This is a genomic window from Microbulbifer rhizosphaerae (assembly GCF_014191725.1).
GTDB lineage: Bacteria > Pseudomonadota > Gammaproteobacteria > Pseudomonadales > Cellvibrionaceae > Microbulbifer > Microbulbifer rhizosphaerae.
Map to the genome: position 1 here is coordinate 1 of NZ_JACHWZ010000014.1, position 22,014 is coordinate 22,014.

The 22,014-nt window shown below is 64.0% G+C and carries 19 protein-coding genes; 10 read left to right on the plus strand and 9 right to left on the minus strand.

Going from position 1 to position 22,014, the window contains the following annotated elements; all coding sequences use genetic code 11:
• Window positions 1-276 precede the first annotated feature (276 nt).
• Window positions 277-1,581, minus strand: a complete 1,305-nt coding sequence (gene tyrS / locus FHS09_RS14605; RefSeq protein WP_183461202.1) for a tyrosine--tRNA ligase — start codon at window positions 1,579-1,581, stop codon at window positions 277-279.
• Window positions 1,582-1,850: 269 nt separating this feature from the next.
• On the opposite strand from tyrS, the gene FHS09_RS14610 reads away from it, so the two are divergent.
• Together FHS09_RS14610 and FHS09_RS14615 are read left to right on the plus strand one after the other, a co-directional pair.
• Complete coding sequence (locus tag FHS09_RS14610) at window positions 1,851-3,218, plus strand: peptidoglycan DD-metalloendopeptidase family protein (RefSeq protein ID WP_183461204.1); 1,368 nt, start codon at window positions 1,851-1,853, stop codon at window positions 3,216-3,218.
• 182 nt (window positions 3,219-3,400) lie between these two features.
• Entirely contained in the window at window positions 3,401-4,510 is a 1,110-nt protein-coding gene (locus tag FHS09_RS14615) for an anhydro-N-acetylmuramic acid kinase (protein WP_183461205.1), read from the plus strand.
• 220 nt (window positions 4,511-4,730) lie between these two features.
• On the opposite strand, the gene erpA is transcribed toward FHS09_RS14615, so the two are convergent.
• The 4 genes from erpA to argC all read right to left on the minus strand — a co-directional run bounded on the left by erpA (window position 4,731) and on the right by argC (window position 7,538).
• Complete coding sequence (erpA, locus tag FHS09_RS14620; RefSeq protein ID WP_183461206.1) at window positions 4,731-5,084, minus strand: iron-sulfur cluster insertion protein ErpA; 354 nt, start codon at window positions 5,082-5,084, stop codon at window positions 4,731-4,733.
• A 124-nt stretch (window positions 5,085-5,208) separates the two neighbouring features.
• Window positions 5,209-5,619, minus strand: coding sequence for a bactofilin family protein (locus tag FHS09_RS14625; protein WP_183461207.1), 411 nt, complete (start codon window positions 5,617-5,619; stop codon window positions 5,209-5,211).
• A gap of 75 nt (window positions 5,620-5,694) precedes the next feature.
• On the minus strand, window positions 5,695-6,441 hold the full coding sequence (locus FHS09_RS14630; RefSeq protein ID WP_183461208.1) for a DUF6776 family protein: 747 nt from the start codon (window positions 6,439-6,441) through the stop codon (window positions 5,695-5,697).
• 50 nt (window positions 6,442-6,491) lie between these two features.
• Window positions 6,492-7,538 carry an N-acetyl-gamma-glutamyl-phosphate reductase gene (argC, locus tag FHS09_RS14635; protein WP_183461209.1) on the minus strand — a complete coding sequence of 349 codons (1,047 nt, stop codon included), beginning with the start codon at window positions 7,536-7,538 and terminating at the stop codon, window positions 6,492-6,494.
• 82 nt (window positions 7,539-7,620) lie between these two features.
• Here argC and FHS09_RS14640 point away from each other — a divergent pair, with 82 nt between their 5' ends.
• The 7 genes from FHS09_RS14640 to hemB all read left to right on the plus strand — a co-directional run bounded on the left by FHS09_RS14640 (window position 7,621) and on the right by hemB (window position 15,153).
• Window positions 7,621-9,426 (plus strand): chloride channel protein, encoded by a 1,806-nt coding sequence (locus tag FHS09_RS14640; protein WP_343057493.1) that lies wholly within the window; start codon window positions 7,621-7,623, stop codon window positions 9,424-9,426.
• Between the two features lie 18 nt (window positions 9,427-9,444).
• Complete coding sequence (gene hemJ, locus FHS09_RS14645) at window positions 9,445-9,867, plus strand: protoporphyrinogen oxidase HemJ (protein ID WP_183461210.1); 423 nt, start codon at window positions 9,445-9,447, stop codon at window positions 9,865-9,867.
• 100 nt (window positions 9,868-9,967) lie between these two features.
• Window positions 9,968-10,756 carry a bifunctional hydroxymethylpyrimidine kinase/phosphomethylpyrimidine kinase gene (gene thiD, locus FHS09_RS14650; RefSeq protein ID WP_183461212.1) on the plus strand — a complete coding sequence of 263 codons (789 nt, stop codon included), beginning with the start codon at window positions 9,968-9,970 and terminating at the stop codon, window positions 10,754-10,756.
• Between the two features lie 136 nt (window positions 10,757-10,892).
• Window positions 10,893-12,179, plus strand: coding sequence for a glutamate-1-semialdehyde 2,1-aminomutase (hemL, locus tag FHS09_RS14655; RefSeq protein WP_183461213.1), 1,287 nt, complete (start codon window positions 10,893-10,895; stop codon window positions 12,177-12,179).
• A gap of 120 nt (window positions 12,180-12,299) precedes the next feature.
• Window positions 12,300-13,472, plus strand: a complete 1,173-nt coding sequence (locus FHS09_RS14660) for a benzoate/H(+) symporter BenE family transporter (RefSeq protein ID WP_183461215.1) — start codon at window positions 12,300-12,302, stop codon at window positions 13,470-13,472.
• Complete coding sequence (locus FHS09_RS23275; protein ID WP_183461216.1) at window positions 13,473-14,087, plus strand: FCD domain-containing protein; 615 nt, start codon at window positions 13,473-13,475, stop codon at window positions 14,085-14,087. It begins immediately after the preceding gene.
• A gap of 55 nt (window positions 14,088-14,142) precedes the next feature.
• Complete coding sequence (gene hemB, locus FHS09_RS14670; RefSeq protein ID WP_183461218.1) at window positions 14,143-15,153, plus strand: porphobilinogen synthase; 1,011 nt, start codon at window positions 14,143-14,145, stop codon at window positions 15,151-15,153.
• On the opposite strand, the gene FHS09_RS14675 is transcribed toward hemB, so the two are convergent.
• Window positions 15,150-15,491, minus strand: a complete 342-nt coding sequence (locus FHS09_RS14675) for a rhomboid family intramembrane serine protease (protein WP_183461220.1) — start codon at window positions 15,489-15,491, stop codon at window positions 15,150-15,152. The genes hemB and FHS09_RS14675 overlap by 4 nt on opposite strands.
• Window positions 15,492-15,522: 31 nt before the next feature.
• Window positions 15,523-18,231 (minus strand): penicillin-binding protein 1B, encoded by a 2,709-nt coding sequence (gene mrcB, locus FHS09_RS14680; RefSeq protein ID WP_183461222.1) that lies wholly within the window; start codon window positions 18,229-18,231, stop codon window positions 15,523-15,525.
• A gap of 162 nt (window positions 18,232-18,393) precedes the next feature.
• Between mrcB and FHS09_RS14685 the strand changes: the two genes are divergently transcribed.
• A complete protein-coding gene (locus FHS09_RS14685; RefSeq protein ID WP_183461224.1) occupies window positions 18,394-19,413 on the plus strand; it encodes an adenosine kinase in 1,020 nt (339 codons plus the stop codon).
• Between the two features lie 106 nt (window positions 19,414-19,519).
• Here the strand turns inward: FHS09_RS14685 and FHS09_RS14690 are convergent, their stop codons facing one another.
• Both FHS09_RS14690 and FHS09_RS14695 read right to left on the minus strand, forming a co-directional pair.
• Window positions 19,520-21,283, minus strand: coding sequence for an EAL domain-containing protein (locus FHS09_RS14690; protein ID WP_183461226.1), 1,764 nt, complete (start codon window positions 21,281-21,283; stop codon window positions 19,520-19,522).
• A gap of 146 nt (window positions 21,284-21,429) precedes the next feature.
• Window positions 21,430-22,002: a YajG family lipoprotein gene (locus FHS09_RS14695; protein ID WP_183461228.1), complete on the minus strand. Its 573-nt coding sequence runs from the start codon at window positions 22,000-22,002 to the stop codon at window positions 21,430-21,432.
• Window positions 22,003-22,014 lie beyond the last annotated feature (12 nt).

Below are 22,014 nucleotides of genomic sequence, written 5' to 3' on the forward strand. Positions count from 1 at the left end.
CTTGAGGGAAGTCGAACTCGGTAACTGACCCGCTTCGCTTTCCCTGGACTGCCGTCTCCGGCAACCCCTGAGGTGGCGCGCATTATAGCCGCCTCCCTCTCCTTGGCAAGCGCTTTTTGAAACAATTTTCTTAAGAAAATCAATCACTTGGCGCTTGCTCCGCGCCGCTTACTCAGCGGCGAGGGCGCGAACTATACGGGCTCGGATGGGGCCGTGCAAGGTTTTTCCCGCAAACAGTGGAAAATAATTCCAGGACGCGGGGATTGCCCTGCGAAATCAGCCCGCGAGCTCAAACAGGTGGTACTTCTTCTTGCCCAGGCGCACGAGAAAGAAGCGGTCGGCCAACGCCCTGGCCGGCGCGAACACCGACTGCGGCTCGGCGTTGCTCTCCAACCCCACTGTCTCACCATTTACCAGGACCGCTTTGCGGCCCAGCGCGTCTTTCACCGGCTTGCCGGACGGGGCCATTCCCGCCTCCACCAGCAGATTGATCAGGCTCTGCCCGCCGAACCCCGCCGGCAGGCTGGAACTGGGCAGGCCGTCCAGGCGCAGTTGTTCCAGATCACCCGCCGACAGCTCGGCAATTTCCCCGGAAAAGAGCGCCCGGGAAATCCGCTCCGCGGCCGCCAGCCCCTCCTCACCGTGTACCAGGCGGGTCACTTCCCGGGCCAGGATACTCTGGGCTTCGGGCCTGCCGGCACGCTCGCGGTCAACGCCCTCTATGGCCTCGATTTCGTCCACGCTGAGGAAGGTGAAGTACCGCAGGAACTTGTATACGTCCGCATCGGCAGTGTTCAGCCAGAACTGATAGAAGGCGTAGGGGGAAGTGCGGCTGGCATCGAGCCAGATGGTGCCACTCTCGGTTTTGCCGAACTTGCTGCCGTCAGCCTTGGTCACCAGCGGCAGGGTCATGCCGTACACCTTGCCGCGGTGCTGGCGCCGGGTCAGGTCCACGCCACCGGTGATATTGCCCCACTGGTCCGAACCGCCAATCTGCAGAGTGCAGTTGTGGCGCCGGTACAACTCGGAGAAGTCCATGGACTGCAGCAGGATATAGGCGAATTCGGTGAAGGAAATACCCTCGCCCTCGCGCTGGAGCCGTTGTTTGACGGATTCCTTGTTCACCATATTGTTGACGGAGAAATGTTTTCCTACATCGCGCAGGAAGTCGAGCACGCTGAGATCTTTGGTCCAGTCCAGGTTGTTGACCACCAGTGCGCTGTTTTCTCCACGGTCGAAATCGATGAACTGCGACACCTGGCGCTTAAGCTTCTCCACCCAGCCGGTGACCACTTCCGGGCTGTTGAGGCTGCGCTCCTGCGCTTTGAAGGATGGGTCGCCAATCAGGCCGGTTGCGCCGCCAACCAGGGCGATCGGTTTGTGTCCTGCCGCCTGAAACCTCTTCAACGTGAGAAGTGGTACTAAACTACCAATATGCAGGGAATCCGCAGTGGGGTCGAAACCGCAATAGAGGGTGCGGCACTCCGCCAAATGCTGTGTCAGCTCGCCGTCACCGGTGGCCTGATTGATCAGCCCGCGGCGGTCCAAGTCTTTAAGCAGTGTCGTGTCGACCCCGGCCATCGTTTCCCCTTTCAAGTGCGAATCTGTTAATCAATGCCGCCGAACGGCGGCGAAACGGGCTGCAACATTACCGGATATTGCGCCAAATACAAGCGCCCGCACCACTGCCCAGGGAACAGAGCAGAGGAACTCAAACATGGACGGACAGGTCAATTATCCCGTGAACGGCGACAGAATTTTTGTTATAAAGCCGCCTCAGTGTTCGTTTTTTAGGCATTGGACGCCGCGAGCCCGGATAACAATCACAAATAGCGCCACCTGTTAAGACCATGCAGAACCATCGCAAATCGCCGCCGCGTCTGTTCGGCGCCCTACGCCAGCACTTTCCGCGCACCCACGCCCTGGCTGCCGGCGCCGCCAGCTTTGCCCTGGCGCTGACCCTGTTTGTCTCCACCCCGGAAGTGGAGGCGAAGAGGCACTCCCTGCCGGTAACCCTGTCCTCCATCGACAGCGATGCCGCCAGAGCAGATTTCGTCGACAACGGGCCCGCCGGCCGGGAACTGCGCAGCCAGAACCTGAAAGTGCAGAACGGCGACACCCTGTCCGACCTCTTCCAGCGCGCCGGCGTCAGCAGCGCGGAGATGTACCAGTTGCTGGCCAGCAGCGACGAGGCCCGCCAGTTGGCCAAACTGGCCCCCGGGGAAGAGCTGACTTTCCGCATGGACAGCGAAGGCGCACTGCAGAGTCTGGAGCTGTACCGCGACCGGCTCAACCGGATCGAGTTCAAGCGCGGCGAATCCGACGACTTCCAGTACACCCTGCACCAGCGCCAGGCGGACAGCTACACCGCCTACCGCCAGGGGGAGATCGAGAGCTCCCTGTTCGTGGCCGGCAGCGACGCAGGCCTGAGCCACAACCTGATCATGGCCATGGCGGACGTGTTCAGCTCCGATATCGACTTCGCCCTGGACATCCGCAAAGGCGACCATTTCAGCGTGATTTTCGATGAAGAGTTCCTGGACGGGGAAAAGATCGGCGACGGCCCCATCCAGGCGGTGACCTTCACCAACCAGGGCAAGGCCTTCAGCGCCGTGCGCTACACCGACGTCAACGGCGACACCAACTACTACACACCGGACGGCAAGAGCATGCGCAAGGCGTTTATCCGCACCCCGGTGGATATCGGCCGCATCAGCTCCCACTACAACCCCCGCCGCCTGCATCCCATCTTCAAGACCCGGCGCCCGCACAACGGCACCGACTACGCGGCGCCCACCGGCACCCCGGTGTACGCCGCCGGCGACGGCCGCGTGACCCGGGCCGGCTACAGCAAGTCCAACGGCAACTATGTGTTTATCCAGCACGGCGAGCGCTACGTGACCCGCTACCTGCACCTGAGCAAGCGCCTGGTAAAACGCGGACAGCGCGTGAAACAGCGCCAGGTGATCGGCAAGGTCGGCTCCACCGGCTACGCCACCGGCCCGCACCTGCATTACGAATTCCTGGTCGACGGCCGCCACCGCAATCCCGCCACCATCGTGCGCAAACTGCCCAAGGCCAAATCAATCCCCTCCGCGGAAATGGCCCGCTTCAAGACCCAGACCCAGCCGCTGCTGGCGCAGCTGGAGCGCTTTAAGCAGCCGGCCCTGGCCCAGCACCGCGAAGAAGAGGACAGCGACAAGCAAAGCGTTAACTAGTGCCCCGTCTCGTACTAGGGCCTGTTAACGCAGCTCGCAGGGAGCGGCCATTCCATTTTCAACCCGGGTCATCTCGTTGACTTGCTTGACGTAGAATAACTACGCTGGCGTAAATGCGCCTCGCATCTGGCCGGCCAGTGGGCCCGCTTTTCATTATTTAGCACGAGACAGGACGCTCCCAGATGCCCGATCTATATATCGGCCTGATGTCCGGCACCAGTGTCGACTCCATCGACGCGGTACTGGTCGACTTCGGCAGCGGTGACACCCTCAATCCACAGATCATCACCGCCCTCGGCCATCCTATTGACCCACCGCTTCGGGAAGCTATTCTCGCTCTCTGCGCCCCCGGCCCCTCCGAGTTGGACCGCGCTGGTCAACTGGATCGACAGATCGGCCAGGCGTTTGCCGATGCCACCAACACCCTGCTGGCGCGAGCCGGCGTCGAAGCCGGCGATATCACCGCCATTGGCAGCCACGGACAGACGGTGCGCCACCGCCCGCCGGGTACGGTTACCGCGCCCTTCAGTCTGCAGCTGGGCGATCCCAACACCATTGCCGCCCTCACCGGAATCACGACGGTGGCGGACTTCCGCCGCCGCGACATGGCCCTAGGGGGACACGGCGCGCCGCTGATGCCGGCCTTCCACCGCGCCGCCTTCGCCACCGACCGCAACCGCGCGGTAGTCAATATCGGCGGCATGGCCAATATCACCGAACTGGCCGCGGATGGAGCCGTCTACGGCTACGACACCGGTCCCGGCAACGTCCTGCTCGACTACTGGATATCCCTGCACCAAGGACAGCCGTTCGACCGCGACGGCGCCTGGGCCGCCAGTGGTCGGGTGCAGACGGAGCTGCTCAACCGGTTGATGGCAGACCCCTATTTCTCCGCCAAGCCCCCCAAGAGCACCGGCCGTGAAATTTTCAACGCCAGTTGGCTTGAGCAGGCCGGCGCCGGGTTGGAGTTGGCGCCGGCAGACGTACAGGCCACGCTGGCGGAGGTGACCGCGGCCAGTATTGCCGAGGCGGTGCACCAGTTCGCCGATGGCGGTGAGCTGCTGGTGTGTGGCGGCGGGGCCAGAAACAAGGATCTGCTGGCGCGTCTGCGCCGGCACCTGCCCACCTGGTCCATCGCCTGCACCGGCAGCTACGGCATAGACGCCGACTGGCTGGAAGCGGTGGGTTTCGCCTGGCTGGCGCGACAGACGCTGCGCGGGCTGCCAGGCAACTGCCCGAGTGTGACCGGCGCGCGAGAAGAGACGGTGCTAGGGGGGGTTTATCCGGCTTGATTGACGGGGCTCAAGGCGGGGCTCGAAAAGAACATTGGAGTTAAATGCGAAGGCCCTGATGCCGGTGGCTTTTTGCGGGACCTTATGAGGCAGGGATGCCGATTAGAGCTTACAAGGATGTATTCACAGCGTGTCCCGCAAAAAGCCACCGGTAGCAGGGCCGCTACAGGCCCAGCTACAGAACCCACCTACGGCCGCTCCTACAGGGAGTGCGGGGAATTTAGATGGAGAAAGAGGAACCGCAGCCGCAGGTGGAGGAGGCGTTGGGGTTCTGCACCACAAAGCGGGAACCGGACAGCCCCTCCTCATAGTCGACGCTGGCGCCCACCAGGTAGGGATAGCTCATGGCGTCCACCAGCACCTGGATGCCGTCTTTCTCGACCACGGCGTCATCCTCGGCTACCAGTTCGTCGAAGGTAAATCCGTACTGGAAACCGGAGCAGCCACCGCCGGTCACGAAAACCCGCAATTTGAGTTCCGGGTTGCCCTCGTCTTCCAGCAGGCTTTTGACCTTGGCTACCGCCTGGTCGGTCACCACAACCGGCTCGGGAGAAAAGGAAACAGCTTCTGACATAGGTTTCTCTCGACACCAATAAGAGGTCGCACCGAACAAAAAGTATACAGTGCGAATTGGAGGCCATTATCCTTAAATCCCAGCAATACAGTCAAGTATTGCCGGGGTGCGCTGGTAAACGAGCTTAGTCTACATCCACTATCGTTTCTTCCGAATATTCCAGCATGCGCGGCTCGCCGGCAGAATCCATCTCTACATTGGAGACCAGGGAACCGTTCACCTGGGCGCCCTTGACCATCTCGATCAGCTTGTAGTGCACATTGCCCTCCACCATCGCCTTGGAGGATAGCTCCAGGTGACGCGTGGCGTGTACATCGCCCTTCACGTTGCCGTTGATCACCACGTGGGGCACGCGGATCTCACCCTCGACGATACCGCCCTCGACGATCTGCAGGCGCGCATCGCTGTCGCTGTGCGCGTTGACATTGCCTCGCACCTTGCCCTCGATCACCAGATTGCCGCGGAAGTGCAGGTCGCCCGCCACCTCGGTGTGCCGCGCGATCAGGGTTGTGTTGTTACCACCGGAGCTCGCCATAACTGCCTTCTCTTTTTTTCTCAACATAAGTCAAATGAAACCTCTCATTTCACGGAGTCTGGTTTACTCCGCTATCTATGTTTTCTGCACCAGCCAGCCGTAGCGCCGCTCGATGTTGAAGCCTTTGCGCGCGCTGGATTTGAGCGTCAACTCCACCCCTTCCGGTTCAAAGTCCGGGGGCAGATGCAGCTCTCCCTCGATATTCTGGAAATACTTGAAACGCAGTGGTATCGACTCACTGTCCACCTGTTGCGACAACGTGCTCAGCGGATAGCGTTTGGGCTGCCCCGCCTCGGTACCGACAACAGTGAAAGTGGCGCTGCCGGTCACCACATTGTGGCGGGCCGCCGACTGCTGTACCAGCAGCTTGTATTGGTAGCGGCGCGCATCGCCGGTCTGGGAAATACTGAAGCGGCCGATGGAGACACCCTCGCTGCCGTCGGCGGGGGCCATGATGCCGCGGTAGAAAGAGATTTCCTGGCGCAGTTCGGCGATGAGGCTTTCCTTCTCCACCAACTCCGCGCGCACTTTCTCATTGGCCTGCTCGCCAATGGCCACCGACTGCTCCGCGGTCGCCACGCGCATGCGAAGCTCCTCGTTCTCTCTGCGCAACTTGTCCAGATGGCTCTCGGCCGCCTCGTGCGCCTGGGTTTTCCGGTCCAGACCGAGCCGCATCTTGTGCTGGCCGGCGAAGTAGGCGGCAGCCGATGTAGCGAGCACCAGCAGCGCCACCCCCAACACGGAAAAGACTCCGAAAAAGGGCCGGTGAGGCACCACCTTCATGCGGTACTGCTTGCTGCCTTTGACTTTTTTCCGCGCCATTGGAATCCGCTGTGTTGTTATCGTTTATCGCCCGTCGGAGTCTGCCGATTCTAAGGCAGCAACGCCGGGCTCTCCAGCCCCAGCGCCTCATTCAGGCCAAACATGATGTTCATATTCTGCATCGCCTGCGCCGAAGCGCCCTTGGCCAGGTTGTCGATCACCGAGAGCACCACCAGGGTATCCCGCCCCTGGGGCCGATGAAGGGAAATCCGGCACATGTTGCTGCCGCGCACACTGCGGGTCTGGGGATGACTGCCGGCGGGCATCACATCCACAAAGGGCTCGTCGGCATAGCGCTGCTCGAACAGCTGTTGCAGCTCTTCCAACTCCCGGCCGCCCCGCAGGGTGGAGTAGAGGGTTGCGTGAATGCCGCGAATCATGGGCAGCAGGTGCGGCACGAAGGTCACCCGCGCCTCCGCACTGCCAGCCGGTTGCGCCCGGCGCAGCCCCTGTTCGATCTCCGGCAGGTGGCGGTGGCCACCAGCGGAGTAAGCGCGAAAGTTGTCGCTGGTCTCCGCCAGCAGCAGCTCGGTCTTGCCCTGGCGACCGGCGCCGCTGGCGCCACTGGCGGCGTTGGCGATCAGCTGTTGCGGGTCCACCGCATCCGACTCCAACAGGGGAATCCAGCCCAGTTGTATCGCAGTGGGATAACAGCCCGGACAGGCCACCAGTTGGGCGCCGGCGATCGCGTCGCGGTTGACCTCGGGCAGGCCGTACACCGCCATCTCCACCAGTTCCGGCGCGCCGTGGGGCTGGTTGTACCATTGCTCCCATGCGGGGACATCCGTGATACGGAAATCCGCGGACAGGTCGATCACGCGCACACCGCGCTTCATCAGCTCCGGCACCTGGGCCTGGGCGACACCGTGGGGAGTGGCGAAAAATACCAGGTCACAGCGGGACAACTGGTCGATATCCGGCTCACAAAAGGCCAGTTCGCAATGGCCGCGGAGGCTGGGAAACAGCTCCGCCACCGGAGTGCCCGCCAGGGCGCGGGATGTGATAGCGGTCAACTCCACCTGCGGGTGCCCGGCCAACAGGCGCAGCAGCTCCACTCCCGTGTAGCCGGTACCGCCCACAATTGCTACCTTGATCACCTTGTCCAAAACTCCTTTGCTGAAGCTATCTGTATAATGGTTCGGCACTCTACCACAAGCTTCTATCCGATAAGGATGTGCGGTGTCACAGCGCCCCCGGATTTCCGTCAAAAACAAACCGCCGAACTGGCCGCTCGGGGAGCGCGGCCTGGAAAAACTCCGCCTGGAACTCTCCTCCCAGGATGCACTGGCGCCTCTGCTGGCGATGGCGCTGCTCATCGGTTTCTGCGCCGGCGCGGTCACCATCGGCTTTCGCTACCTCAGCGAATGGCCCGCGGAATGGTTTTTGACAGCGCCGGGACATTTTGAATCCCTGCCGCCGCACTGGTGTTTCGCACTGCCGCTGATCGGCGCTCTGGTGTTGGCGGGCATATACCGCCTGCTCGAGCCAAACCGCCGCTACGTGGGCGTGGTTCACGTGCTCGACCGGCTGCACAACCACCAGGGGCAGATGCCCGGCATCAACGCCCTGCTACAGTTTTTCGCCGGTGCCGTCGCGCTCCTCAGCGGCCACTCCGTGGGGCGCGAAGGGCCAGCGGTACATCTGGGTGCCACCAGCGGCAGTTGGGTGTCCGGCAGGTTGAAGCTGCCCAACAATTCCGTACGCAGCCTACTGGGCTGCGGCGTGGCCGCCGCCATTGCAGCCTCCTTCAACACGCCGCTGGCGGGCGTAGTGTTTGCGATGGAGGTGGTGATGATGGAGTACTCGGTAGCCGGCTTCCTGCCGGTGATACTGGCGGCGGTGGCCGGTAGCGCTGTGACGCGGATCACCTTCGGCAGCCAGCCGGCGTTCAATGTACCCGCAATCCAGCTCAGTTCCCTGGCGGAGCTTCCACTGCTGTTCCTGTGCGCCCTGTCGATCGGCCTGCTGGCGGGGCTGTTTATCCGCGCCCAGCGTCGGCTGGCGCCGCTGCAACGCAAGTCGCCTCTGCTGCGTTTCCTCGCCGCCGGCCTGGTCACCGGCACACTGGCCATCTGGGTGCCGGAGATTCTCGGCACCGGCTACGACACCCTGGAAATGGCAATGCTGGGCAAGCTGGGGCTCGGCGCGCTGATCGCAATCGTGGCGGCAAAGCTGGTGGCCACCGCCCTGGCCAGCGGCCTGGGCATTCCCGGCGGGGTGATCGGCCCCAGCCTGTTTCTCGGCGCCTGCATGGGCGGAATCGCCGGCGGCCTCACCAACTTCCTTTTAGGCGACGCCACCGCCAGCCCCGGCTTCTACGCCATGGTGGGCATGGCGGCGATGATGGCCGCGCTGCTCAATGCCCCCCTTGCGGCACTGCTGGCGATTCTCGAACTCACCTACAACCCCAATGTGCTCTTCCCCGGGATGATGATGATCGTGGTGGCCTGCGTGGTAAGCCGGCACCTCCTGGGCACAGAGGGGATCTTCCAGGAAACCCTGCGCGCGCTGGGCAAAAGCGGCACCCCCAGTTGGCGCCAGCAGATGCTTAGCCGGGTGGGAGTGGCCAGCGTCATGGACCGGCACTTCGCGGTGACGCCCCGGGAGATCGTCGAGGAGGACGCAGTGCGCCTGATCGAGCAGCATCCCCAGTGGATTGTGATCGATCTCCCCGGGGAGCCGACGCAACTGCTGCGCGCGGCGGACCTGGCCAGCTTCATGCAGCGGCTGGCGGAGGCGCGGGAACAAGGCAGGGAGCAGAAAACCATCGGCGAGAAACCGCCGGTGGACCTGCTCAAGCTCCCCGGCGAGCGTTTGCAACTGGCACCGCTCAACTGGCGCGCCACCCTGCTGGAAGCCCAGCAGCACCTGGAATCCAGCGGCGCCGATGCCCTCTACGTCGACCGCGGCCGCGGCGGAACACTGGACAGAGATGTCGCCGGCATTATCCTGCCGCAGCATATCGACAACTTTTACCGCAAATAACCTTTTAGGATCCGAATAATGCTCTGGGTCAAAGCCTTCCACCTGGTCGCCGTCGTCTGCTGGTTCGCCGCGCTCTTCTACCTGCCGCGCCTGTTCGTGTACCACAAGGACGCCACCGATGCGGTCAGCCGCGACCGCTTTTGCATTATGGAGCGCAGGCTCTACCGCGGCATCGCCACACCGTCGATGATCGCCACCCTGGCGCTGGGCATCTGGCTGCTGAGCTTCAACTGGGACTACTACAAGAGCGCCGGCTGGCTGCACGCCAAGCTGGTGTTCGTGCTGCTGCTGATCGGTTACCACCACGCCTGCGGCGTCTATGTGCGCCGGTTTGCCGCCGGCACCGTCACCCGCAGCGGGCGCTACTTCCGGGTCTTCAACGAGCTGCCGGTGATCGCACTGGTGGCCATCGCAATACTGGCGATAGTGAAACCCTTCTAGCTAGGCGGATACCGTTTTATCCGCCGGCTGCGACGAGTGCGGGCGGCCAGGGCCGCCGGGCTGCTAGAATTATCCAACCAGCAGCTACCCGCGAAGCGACATGGACACATCCCAACCCATCGTCCTGACAGTAACCCACCACGACCCCAGCGGCAGTGCCGGACTCACCGCAGATACAGAGACCGCAGTGAGCCTCGGCTGCCACATCACCTCGGTGGTCTCCGCGATCAGTGTGGGGGATACCCGGGAATTACTGGGCGTCGCGCCAGTGGACGACAGTCTGCTGGTGGAACAGGCCCGTGCGATCCTGGAGGATATGCCGATTGCAGCGATCAAGATCGGCTACCTCGGCTCAGTGGAAAACGTGCGCGCGCTGCACAGCGTGCTGCGGGATTACCCCCAGATCCCCGTGATAATCGACCCGGACGCCACCCTGGCGGACAAGGAGAGCCTGCTGGCGCCGCCGCTGTGGGAGGCCGCCAGCTCCCTGCTGCTGCCCTACGCCACCATGGTCTGCCCCAACCGCCGCGAAGCCCGCGCCATGGCGGTGGAGGCGGATGTGTTCGACGCCATGGCCCAGGAACTGCTGGAGAGCGGCTGTCGCTACCTGCTGCTCACCGGCGTGCCCGCCTGCGACAAACAGCTGGAAAACCGCCTCTACGACGAGCGCGGCCTGGTGCGCCAGTTCCACTGGAAGCAACTGCCCCCCGCCGCCTATGGCTCCTGCGGCACCCTGGCCACCGCCATCGCCTGTCATATCGCCCACGGCCTCACAGTGATCGAAGCCGTCAGCCGCAGCCAGCAGTTCACCTGGAACGCCATCGCCGACAGCCGCCGGCTGGGCATGGGGCGGCCGATACCGAATCGGTTGTTCTGGACCAAGCGCTAACTTCCATTTCCCTGTAGCAGGCGCTGTGGCGGCTCTGCTACCGAGCCCAGACCGAGCCCCGGATTGTGGAGGCGCTCCAGGCCCGCGATAATAGCCCACCAAAACCCAAACCTCCCCCAATACCCTAAAGAGCCCTATGAGCAAATCCGAGCAACTCTTTTCCCAAGCCCAACAATTCATCCCCGGCGGCGTCAACTCGCCAGTGCGCGCCTTCCGCGCGGTGGGCGGTACGCCGCTCTTTATCGAGCGCGCCGAGGGTGCCTACCTCTTCGACGCAGACGGTGTGCGCTATATCGACTATGTGCAGTCCTGGGGTCCCATGGTGCTGGGCCACGCGCACCCGCGGGTAATCGAGGCGGTGATTGAGCGGGCACGCTCCGGACTCAGCTTCGGCGCGCCCACGGAACTGGAAACCCAACTGGCAGAAGAACTCTGCCGCCTGTGGCCCGGGCTGGACCTGGTGCGCTTCGTCAACTCCGGCACCGAGGCCACCATGAGCGCCATTCGCCTGGCGCGGGGCTTTACCGGGCGCGACAAGATCGTCAAATTCGAGGGCTGCTACCACGGCCACTCCGATTCGCTGCTGGTGAAGGCCGGCTCCGGCGCACTGACCATGGGCGTGCCCTCCTCCCCCGGCGTGCCTGCGGCGCTCGCCGACCACACCATCACCCTGAGCTACAATGACGCGGACGCAGTGCGCGACTGCTTCGCAAAGATGGGCAATGAAATCGCCTGTGTGATCGTCGAACCGGTGGCCGGCAATATGAACTGCGTGCCGCCGCTGCCAGGCTTCCTGGAAACCCTGCGCGAGGTCTGCGACCGCAGCGGCGCGCTGCTGATTATCGACGAGGTAATGACCGGATTCCGGGTGAGCCTCACCGGCGCCCAGGGCTACTACGGCGTGCGCGCGGACCTCACCACCCTGGGCAAGGTGATCGGCGGCGGCATGCCGGTGGGGGCCTTTGGCGGCCGGCGCGAGGTGATGGAACAGATCGCTCCACTGGGCCCCGTCTACCAAGCCGGCACTCTGTCCGGCAATCCAGTGGCCATGGCCGCGGGGTTGGAAACCCTGAAACTGATCCAGGAGCCCGGCCTCTACGGGCGGCTCGCGGAAAAAACCGACCGCCTGGTGGAGGGGGTACTGGACGCGGCGAAAGAAGCAGGCATTCCGCTGACTGCCAACAAAGTCGGCAGCATGTTCGGTTTCTTCTTTACCGAAGAGGCGCAGGTGAGCAACTACCAGCAGGTGATGGCCTGCGACAACCAACGCTTCAACCGCTTCTTCCACGGCATGTTGGAACAGGGCGTCTATCTTGCACCCGCCTCTTACGAGGCGGGTTTTATGTCCGCGGCGCACAGCGACGAGGATATCGACCGCACCATCGCCGCCGCACAAAAGGTGTTTGCCGAACTGGCCGACTGATCCTGCGGCGGACTCTGACTGTGTAGGATGGGCAAAGCGTAGCTACGTTCCATCGCAAGGGTTGTATTCGGGTCCGTTGTGGCTATGATAAATGTATACATTTTTAATTGAGTATACATTTTGTCCCACTCCCTCCGTTCCGATATCGGCCTGTCCGCGATCAGCGCCGGCTTCGTCGCCGTGCTGGTGGGATTCGCCAGCTCCGTGGCCATCGTCTTCCAGGCCGCCCAGGCAGCGGGGGCGACTGAAGAGATGATGGTGTCCTGGATCGGTGCCCTGGGCCTGGGTATGGGGCTCACCTGCATCGCCTTCTCCTGGTATTACAAGGCGCCGGTGATTACCGCCTGGTCCACGCCCGGCGCCGCCCTGCTCGCCACCAGCCTGGTGGGCATCCCCATGGCGGAGGCGGTCGGCGCCTTTCTGTTCAGCGCTCTGCTCACCCTGCTGCTGGGACTGTCCGGCAGCTTCGAAAAGCTGATGAGCAAAGTCCCCATGCCCATTGCCAGCGCCATGCTCGCGGGAATCCTGGTGCAGTTCGGCCTGTCGGTGTTCACCTCAATGCAGACCCAGCCGGCGCTGGTGGGCATTATGCTGGCCTGCTACCTGGCCGGCCGGCGCTGGCTCCCCCGCTACGCGATTATCCTGGTGCTGGCAGCGGGCTTCGGGGCCAGTTGGCTGCTGGGCCTGATCCACTTCGAACAGCTGCACTGGACGCTCGGCAAGCCGGTGTGGGTATCCCCCGAGTTCCGCTGGTCCACCCTCATCGGTGTCGGCCTGCCACTGTTTATTGTCACCATGACCTCGCAGAATATCCCCGGCGTCGCCACCCTGCAGGCCAGCGGCTACGGCGACGTGCCCATCTCGCCGGTGATCAGCGGCACCGGCCTGACCTCGCTGCTGCTGACCCCTTTCGGCGGCTTCGCGTTCAATCTCGCTGCCATCACCGCCGCCATCTGCACCGGACCGGAGGCCCACCCGGACCCGGCCAAACGCTACACCGCCGGCATCGCCGCCGGGGTTTTCTACCTGCTGGCCGGACTCTGCGGCGCCAGCGTGGTGGCGTTATTCAGTGCCTTTCCCGAGGCTTTGGTGGCCAGCCTCGCCGGCCTGGCGCTGATCGGCACCATCGGCGCTAGCCTGTCGGTTGCCACCGGGGACGAGCACAGCCGGGAAGCCGCACTGATCACGTTTTTGATCACCGCCTCCGGGATATCCTTCTGGGGCATAGGCGCCGCCTTCTGGGGCCTGGCGGGCGGCATGCTGGCCTATCGGCTGTTCGAAAGAGGCAGATAAGTGAGTCTTTACCAACAGCTCAAGGCGGATCTGCAGAGCGGGCGCTTCCCTCCCGGCACTGTGCTCAAACAGACGGAGCTGGCCGAGCAGTACGGCGTCAGCCGCATCCCGGTGCGGGATGCGATCCAGCGCCTGAAAAACGAGGGCTGGCTCACCGACCACGGCAAGCGCGGCGTCGCCGTACCCCGCTTCGATCCGCTTGAGGTGGAGGACATCTACCTGATGCGCATGCGCCTTGAACCACTTCTACAGACCCTGGCGGCACCGAAGCTCAACGCCGAAATCCTGGGCAGGGCCAGGGATATCCTGGACGGTATGGAAGAGGAGAAAACGCTCCCCGCCTCGGAAATAGGCGCGCTCAACTGGCAGTTCCACACCTGCCTCTACCGCGCCGCCGGCCGCCCCACCCTGTTCGCCACCGTGGAGCAGTTGCACCGCCAGTGCGAGCGCTATATCGGCTACCAGTCCCGCAGTCTCGACTACCAGCACACCAGCCAGCGGGAGCATTACGCACTGCTGGAAGCGCTGCAGCGGGGCGATACGGAGGAAGCGGCGGAAATACTCGAACAGCATATCGCCGCCGCGGGGCGGGCGCTGGTAAAGCATCTGAGCTGAGTGGCGGCCTGTTTGTTATGATTGCCGCCTCGTCCCAGCCGGAGTGATTTTCCCTATGAGTATCAGCCTTCACCGCGGCGCCTACCCCAACACCCGCCTGCGCCGCCTGCGCGCGCAGGATTTCTCCCGCCGCCTGGTGCGAGAAAACCGCCTGAGCGTCGACGACTTGATCCTGCCCCTGTTCGTGATCGAAGGCCGCAATGAAACCCAGCGGGTGGCCTCCATGCCCGGAGTGGAACGCCTCACCGTGGACCTGCTGGCGAAAAAAGCCCGCCAACTGGTAAAGCTGGGCATTCCCGCGGTGGCCCTGTTCCCGGTGGTGGACGCCGCGCACAAGTCCGACGACGCCCGCGCCGCCTACGACAGCGACGGCCTGGCCCAGCGCGCGGTGCGCGCACTCAAGGACGCCGCGCCGGAACTGGGCGTGATTACCGACGTGGCCCTGGACCCCTTTACCAGCCACGGCCAGGACGGGCTGATGGATGACAGCGGCTACATCGTCAACGACGACACCGTGGAAGTGCTGGTGCAGCAGGCCCTGTCCCACGCCGCCGCCGGCGCCGACGTGGTAGCGCCCTCGGACATGATGGACGGGCGCATCGGCGCCATCCGCAGCGCGCTGGAGCGGGAGGGCTGTGTAAACACTTTGATCATGTCCTATGCGGCCAAGTACGCCTCCGCCTACTACGGGCCTTTCAGGGATGCGGTGGGCTCCGCGGCAAACCTGAAAGGCGGCAGCAAGTCCAGCTACCAGATGGACCCGGGCAACAGCGACGAGGCGCTGCACGAGTGCGCCCTGGACATTCAGGAGGGCGCGGACATGATCATGGTCAAACCGGGCATGCCCTACCTGGACGTGGTGCGGCGGGTAAAGGACGAACTGCGCGTACCCACCTTCGCCTATCAGGTGAGCGGCGAATACGCCATGCACTGCGCCGCTTTCGAAAACGGCTGGCTGGCGCGGGAGGCAGTGGTTATGGAATCCCTGTTGGCGTTCAAACGCGCCGGGGCGGACGGGATGCTGACTTATTTCGCCGAAGAGGCGGCGCGGTTACTGCAGGATTAAAGCTGCAGCCGTTTCCAGACACCCGGATCGAACACTGCCACAAAGACCAGCCCCACCAGCGCCAACCCGTAGAGCAGCGCGAATGCGGGCGTGCCTATCTGCCGCTCCAGCGGCGGGCCGAACACCCACAGGCACCACATGTTTACCGCCAGGTGCAGCAGGTTGGCGTGCACGAAACCCGCCAGGACGAGCGAACCCAGTTGCTCGCCGCGCCAGACCCGATAGGGTTGAAAGGCGCAGCGGGCCAGCAGGCCCGGCAAAAGGTAGAGCGCGATCAGGCTGAAGGTGGAGGTAGCCACCAGCAGCGCGCCGGTGGCGGAAGACAGAAATTCGCTCACCGCTACCCCCGCTCGGCTGGCCCCGGCGCAATCAGGGCCACTGTTCCTCTTCCTCCGGCGGCCAGGGCTCGTCCTCTTCCACCGGCGGCCAAGGCTCGGCCTCTTCCACCGGGGCGCCCGGCTGCTGGCTGTGGCGCAATTCCTCTTCGCGGCGCAGGCGCTCCTCAAGGATACGCCGCTCCTCTTCCGCGCGGCGCTCCTCTTCCAGGTGGAGCTCCTCCTGCCGCAGGCGCTCCTCCTCCAGGCGCTCTAGCTGCTCCTCCTCAGTGCCCGGCATATCCAGGGGTTCCTCCTCCTCCGGCCACTGCATTTCGTCGTCGCCGCGCAGCTGTTCCCGCAACTGGCGCTCGCGCTCTTCACGAAGCTGCTGCTCCCGCGGATCTATTCCCCAGCCGGGTGTCATTTCTTCCCGAGGTGCTGCCTCCCCCTCCTCATGGCCGAACAGGTCGCGGAACCAGCGCCAGCGGTCGCGGCCGACACATTCGGGAGCTGGCTCCAACTGGGTCTCATAGGAAAAGGGCAGCTCGATACCCCCCTGGCAGTAGCGCGGGTCCATGTACTGCCCCCGGGCATTCACCGACTTGAACTCCACCCCCCGCGGCGGCTCGATACGGCCGTGGCGGTGGGGCAACTGGCGCATAATCTCCGTCCAGATGGTGAGCGCACCGGTGGCACCGGTGAGGCTGGTGCGCTCGTTGTCGTCGCGGCCGAGCCAGACCACCGCGGTGACGCCGGGGGAGAAGCCCGCGAACCAGCTGTCGCGGTAGTCGTTGGTGGTGCCGGTCTTGCCGGCGAAGGGGACACTGCTCGGCAACCGCCGGTAGGCGCTCTTGCCGGTGCCCTCGCGCATCACCTGTTCGAGACCGTAGCGCAGCAGGTAGGCGGGCACCGGGTCCACGCCGCGGTTGGTGCGGCGGCGGAAATGCTGCACCTGTTCACCTTCGGCATCGGACACCGCCAGCAGGGTGCGGGGCTCCACGTGTTCACCGCCGTTGGCGATGGTCTGGTACATGCCCGCGACTTCGAACGGAGTCAGTTCCACTGCGCCCAAAAACAGCGAGGGCACCCGCGGCAGGTTCGCCTGCACCCCCAGGCGACGGATGGTCTGGCGCACGTTTTCCAACCCCAGGTCCAGGCCCAGGCGCGCGGTGGCCTGGTTATAGGAGTTTGCAAGCGCCACGTAGAGAGGCACCTGCCCGTGACTGCGGTTGCTGAAGTTGGCCGGCATCCACACCTTGCCGTTGTCGCCCTCGACACGTATGGGCGCGTCCTCGATCAGGGTGGCCAGGTTGTAGCGGTGCGGGCGTTCCAGGGCGGTGAGGTACACCGCCGGCTTGATCAGAGACCCCACCTGGCGCCGGGCCTCCAGAGCGCGGTTGAAGCCCGGGTAGTTGGGGCGGCGGTCGCCCACCATGGCCAGCACGTCGCCACTGTAGCTGTCCAGCAGCACGGTGGCAGCCTGCAGGGAGTCCGCCTGGATACCGCGATCTTTCTCCAGCCTCTCAGCTCCCCCGCTCACTGCATCCTCGGCCAGCTTCTGCACCGAGGGCGCGAGGGTGGTATAGACCCTCAGGCCGGCGGTGCGCAGTTCCTCGTAGGAGTAGTAGGGGCGCATCTCTTCCAGCAGGCGTTCGGTAAACGCGGGATAGGGATTCTGCGCAGAGGCGCCGGCGGTTGCCACTCCCAGGGGTTCGGCGGTGTAGGTCTTGTGTTCCCCGGCGGAGATCAGCCCCTCCTCCAACATCACGTCCAGCACGGTGTTGCGCCGTTCCAGGGCCCGCTCCGGATTGCGCCAGGGGTTATAGTAGGAAGCGCCCTTGGCCAAGCCTACCAACAGGGCTATCTCGTGCGGCTCCAGGGTGTCCAGCGGCTTCTGGAAATAGAACTCGGAGGCCAACCCGAAACCGTAGATGGCGCGGCTGCCCTGCTGGCCCAGCCACACTTCGTTGACGTACTCCTGCAGTATGTAGGGCTTGTCGTAATGCAGTTCGATCAGTATTGCCATCAGCGCTTCATTGAACTTGCGCCAGAGGCTGGGATCGTGGTCGAAGAAGATATTCTTCACCAGCTGCTGGGTGATGGTGCTGCCGCCCTGAACTACCCTGCCGGCCTTTACGTTGGCCACCATGGCGCGGGCTATACCCCGCGGCGAGACACCGAAGTGATGTACGAAATCCTTGTCCTCCACCGCGATCAGGGTGGCCCCGAGCAGCGGCGGGATATCCGCGAAGCGCACCGGGGTGCGGTCGTCGCCGCCCCCCAGCAGGGTGCCGATGGGCGCCGCATCCAGGCGGAACTGTTTCAGCCGCTCTCCGTTTTCCCCGCGCAGGTTGCTGAGCTCGTCATTGCGCAGGCGGAAGCTGACCTGGGCCGCCGGCTCTCGCTCATCCGCATGCACGAAATCCCGCCGCCATACCCGGTAGTCCATGCCTTCGCGGGACCACTGGCCGGGTTCGCTCAGCTGGTCCTTTTCCCGGTAGTTGAGCGCCTCGAACTCTGTCACCAGTTCGTCCGGGCGCATCACCATGCCCTCTTTCAATATCAGCGGGCGCGCGAACACCCGCGCGGGCAGCTGATACTGGCGGCTATCCAGCCGCTCGCGCAGCTGGACGTCGAGGAACACCATATAGCCCGCGAGCACCAGCGCGCCCACCAGCCCCAGGAGGCCCAGGCGGACCATCCAGCGGCGAAATCTTCCGGGTTTGGACGCTTTGCTGCGCCGGCGCTTTGTGGATGCCATATATTAAGGAAATACCAGACTTATCAAATGAACTATAGATAGGAGGCTTGCCGATTGGTTCACCGGCGCCTTTTATAAGGCTTGAGAGCAAACTGTCAATTGTTGCACTCGACCGGCGGGCCGCCATAATGCGCCTTTTGAAAGAAAATCCCAGGGGAAAGCATGCATCAGTACGATCTCTACGGCATCGGCGCCGCCTTGCTCGACACGGAAATCGAAGTCTCGGACCGCGACCTGGAGACTCTGGGGGTCGAAAAGGGGGTGATGTCTCTGGTGGACGACACCCGCCAACGCCAGTTGGTGGACGACCTTACCGACCACCTGGTGGCCGCCAGCCGCGCCTGCGGAGGCTCCGGCGCCAATACCGTGATCGCCGCCAGCTACTTCGGCCTGCGCACCTTCTATTCCTGCAAGGTGGCGTCGGACGACAACGGCGACTTCTACCTGGCCAACCTGGATGCCGCCGGGGTGGGTTATCCGCGGGTACTGGAAAGTGCCGATGGCGGTACCACTGGCAAGTGCCTGGTGTTGATCACGCCGGACGCCGAGCGCAGTATGAACACCTTCCTGGGCATCAGTGAGCGGCTGTCGGTGGCCGAAGTGGACAGCACTGCCCTGGCCGCTTCCCGCTGGGCCTATATCGAGGGCTACCTGGTGTCCTCCGACACCGGCCGCGCCGCCGCCATCGCCCTGCGCGAGCAGGCGGAGGCCGCGGGGGTCAAAACCGCCCTCAGCCTCTCGGACCCGGCGATGGTGCACCTGTTCCGCGACGGCCTGGGGACGATGATCGGCGGCGGTGTCGACCTGCTGTTCTGCAACCGAGATGAGGCCCTGGGCTTCACCGGTACCGACTCGGTGGAGAGCGCCGCGCTGGCCCTGCGCGAGCACTGCCGCAGTTTCGCCATCACCCTGGGCGCCGAGGGTGCCCTGCTGTGGGACGGCGGGCAGCAGTACCGGGTGTCGTCTCCGAAAGTACATGCGGTGGACACCAATGGCGCCGGGGATATGTTTGCAGGGGCTTTTCTCTATGGTCTTAACCGGGACATGCCCTTCGCCGAGGCGGGCGAACTGGCCTGCCGCGCGGCGGCCCGGGTGGTGAGCCAGTATGGGCCGCGCCTGCGGCCGGAACAGCACGGGGAGCTGCTGAATGCGGAATGCGGAATGCGGAATGCGGAATATTGAATCGTATCGCGGAGAGACACTCCGCATTCCGCATGGACTTGCGCCATCCCCGGCGCTCGCCCTCGGGCACCTTCGGTGTCCAAACCTGCTCCCGGCAGGTTAGTCATCATTCCGCATTGTTACCGTATATTTCCGGCAGGGAGGAGGCCGCGGCGATGCCGAAGCCCTGGGCGTAGTCCACCCCCATCAAGCGCAGCTTCTCCAGCAATTCAGGCGTCTCCGCGTATTCGGCGATGGTGCTGATCCCCATCCGCTTGGCCAGGTGGTCGACGGTGCTGACAATAGCGCTGTCGATCTCATCCTCGAGCATGTTGCGCACGAAGCTACCGTCTATTTTCAGGAAATCCACCGGCAGCTGGCGCAGGTAGGCCAGGGAGGAGACGCCGCGGCCGAAGTCGTCCAGGGCAAAGCTGCAACCGGCGGCGCGCAGTTTGTGGATAAAGATCAGCGCCCGCTCCAGGTTGTCGATGGCGCTGGTCTCGGTGATCTCGAACTGCACCCGCGAGGGCGCCACACCGGCCTCGGTGAGTTCCTGCAGCACATAGTCCGCAAAAGTCTCGTCCCCCAGGCTGATGCCGGAAATATTGATCGCGTAACTGAAGCCGCCCTCTCCCAGGCGCTGCTCAAGGGCCATATAGGCGAAGACCTTGCGGATCACCCAGCGGTCCACCTCCTCGATCAGGCCGTAGCGCTCCGCCGCCGGCAGGAACATTCCCGGGGAGATGATATCGCCGTTGCGACCGCGCATACGCACCAGTATTTCGTAGTGGTGGATACGTTGCCCCCCCTGCAGTGCCACCACCGGCTGGCGGTAGAGCAGCATGCGATCCTCCCGCAGCGCGGCGTTGATCTCCGCCACCCAGGTGGTCTGGCGGCGCTTCTCCAGCACCTTGCGGGAGTCGCTGAACAGCTTGACCCGGTTGCGCCCCTGGTCGCGCGCGGCGCAGCAGGCGTCGTTGGCGGAGGCCAGCAGCTGGCTCGCAGCGGGCGCGTGGCAGTCCGCGGTCACTGCACCGATGGAAAACGCCACGCGGCTGTCGTTGCCCTCCCAGCGGAAGGCGAAGCCGTTTACCGCATCGAGCAGACGCAGCACGACACGGCGCGCCTCCTCCACAGTGCAGTCGCGCAGCAGGACGGCGAATTCGTCGCTGCCCACGCGGGCGAAGAGGTCGCCGCCGGACAGGCAGCGACGCAGCAACTGGGCCAGCTGCACCAACAGCTGGTCGCCGGCGCTGTAGCCCAGGGTATCGTTGACCACCTTGAACTGGTAGACATCCAGGTAAAGCAGCACATGGTGCTGGCGCTTGTCGACACACAGGGACAGTACCCGCTGCAGCTCGCTCTCGAAAAACTGCCGGTTGGGCAGCCGGGTGAGGGGGTCGTGGCTTGTCTGCCAGCTGAGGCGGGAGGAGATGCGCCGCGCGGCAGTGGTGTGGCGCAGTATCAGCACGAAGCTCTTCAGCGCCGCGGCCTCGCGCACCGCGATAACCTGCACGTTCACCTCTACCGGTTCGGCGCCGTCGTCGATACGCAGGATACAGGCGCGGAATTCGCGCACACTGGGCAGATCGGCGGGATCGGTGGCGGGCAGCAGCGGCGGCAGCGGCGCGCCGTTCCTATCGGTGAGCTGCAGGCTGTCATTGAGCAACTGGCCCGGCAGCAATCCCACCAGGTCGCCGGTCATCTCACTCACCAGCGGGTTGCTGTAGATCACCCGGCCCCGCGCATCGGTCACTATCACACCGTCGGCGATCTCGCCCAGGGCCACCTCCGCCGCCTGCAGGCTGAGTTGCCCGCCGGGCAGAAGCTCGTCCTCAACCTGGGTCAGCAGGCCGAGGTACTCGACGGATTTCGGATCAAATTCAGTCAAAGGTACAAGTCCACGCCTTATTCTTGTGTCTTGTGTCGGACGAGGGGGAACAGAGATAGAAGCCGGCGGCTCTGCCCGACCGGCGATACCGCAGCTCTGCCAACTCCGTCACACAACATAAAACACAGCCTTCGCTGGGCACGGGCTCAGAGATGCTGGCGCAGGAAGCTCTTCAGCTTCTCGTCGGCGAAAGCCCGCTGCAGGGTAGTGCTGAGCAGGCCGTTGACCCGTGCTTCCACTTCCGCGCGGTCGGGCTTGACCAGGCTCCGGTCCACGCCGCTGGTACTGTAATTGCCATAATAGGTGGCGCCGCCGATGGTCACCTGCAACTGCACTTCGGCGGAGGTGTTTACCTTGCTGGTATAGAGCTTGTTCGGGCTGTCGTAGCTGAGCCCGGTCAGGTTGGCCACTACATGGACATCCGCCGCTCCGCTTTCCACCGGGCGGAAAGACCAGGCCGCAAAGCCCTCGCTCAGGGCGTTCGCCATGGCGGTTTCCACGTCGTTGGCCAGGGTGACGTTGGAACTATCCGCATAGACACCGCCCAGGGAGCCGAGGCCACCGCCGGGCAGCTTGTTGGCACCGCGCACATTGATCGTGTGGCCGGCGCCGATGGTGTCCGGCGCCACTTCCACTTGGGGCTGCAAGCGGATCTGCAGCGGACTGTGGGCACAGGCGGCGAGAGCAATGGCTCCCAGGAACAACAGCAATTTTTTCATGACTTCCTCCAG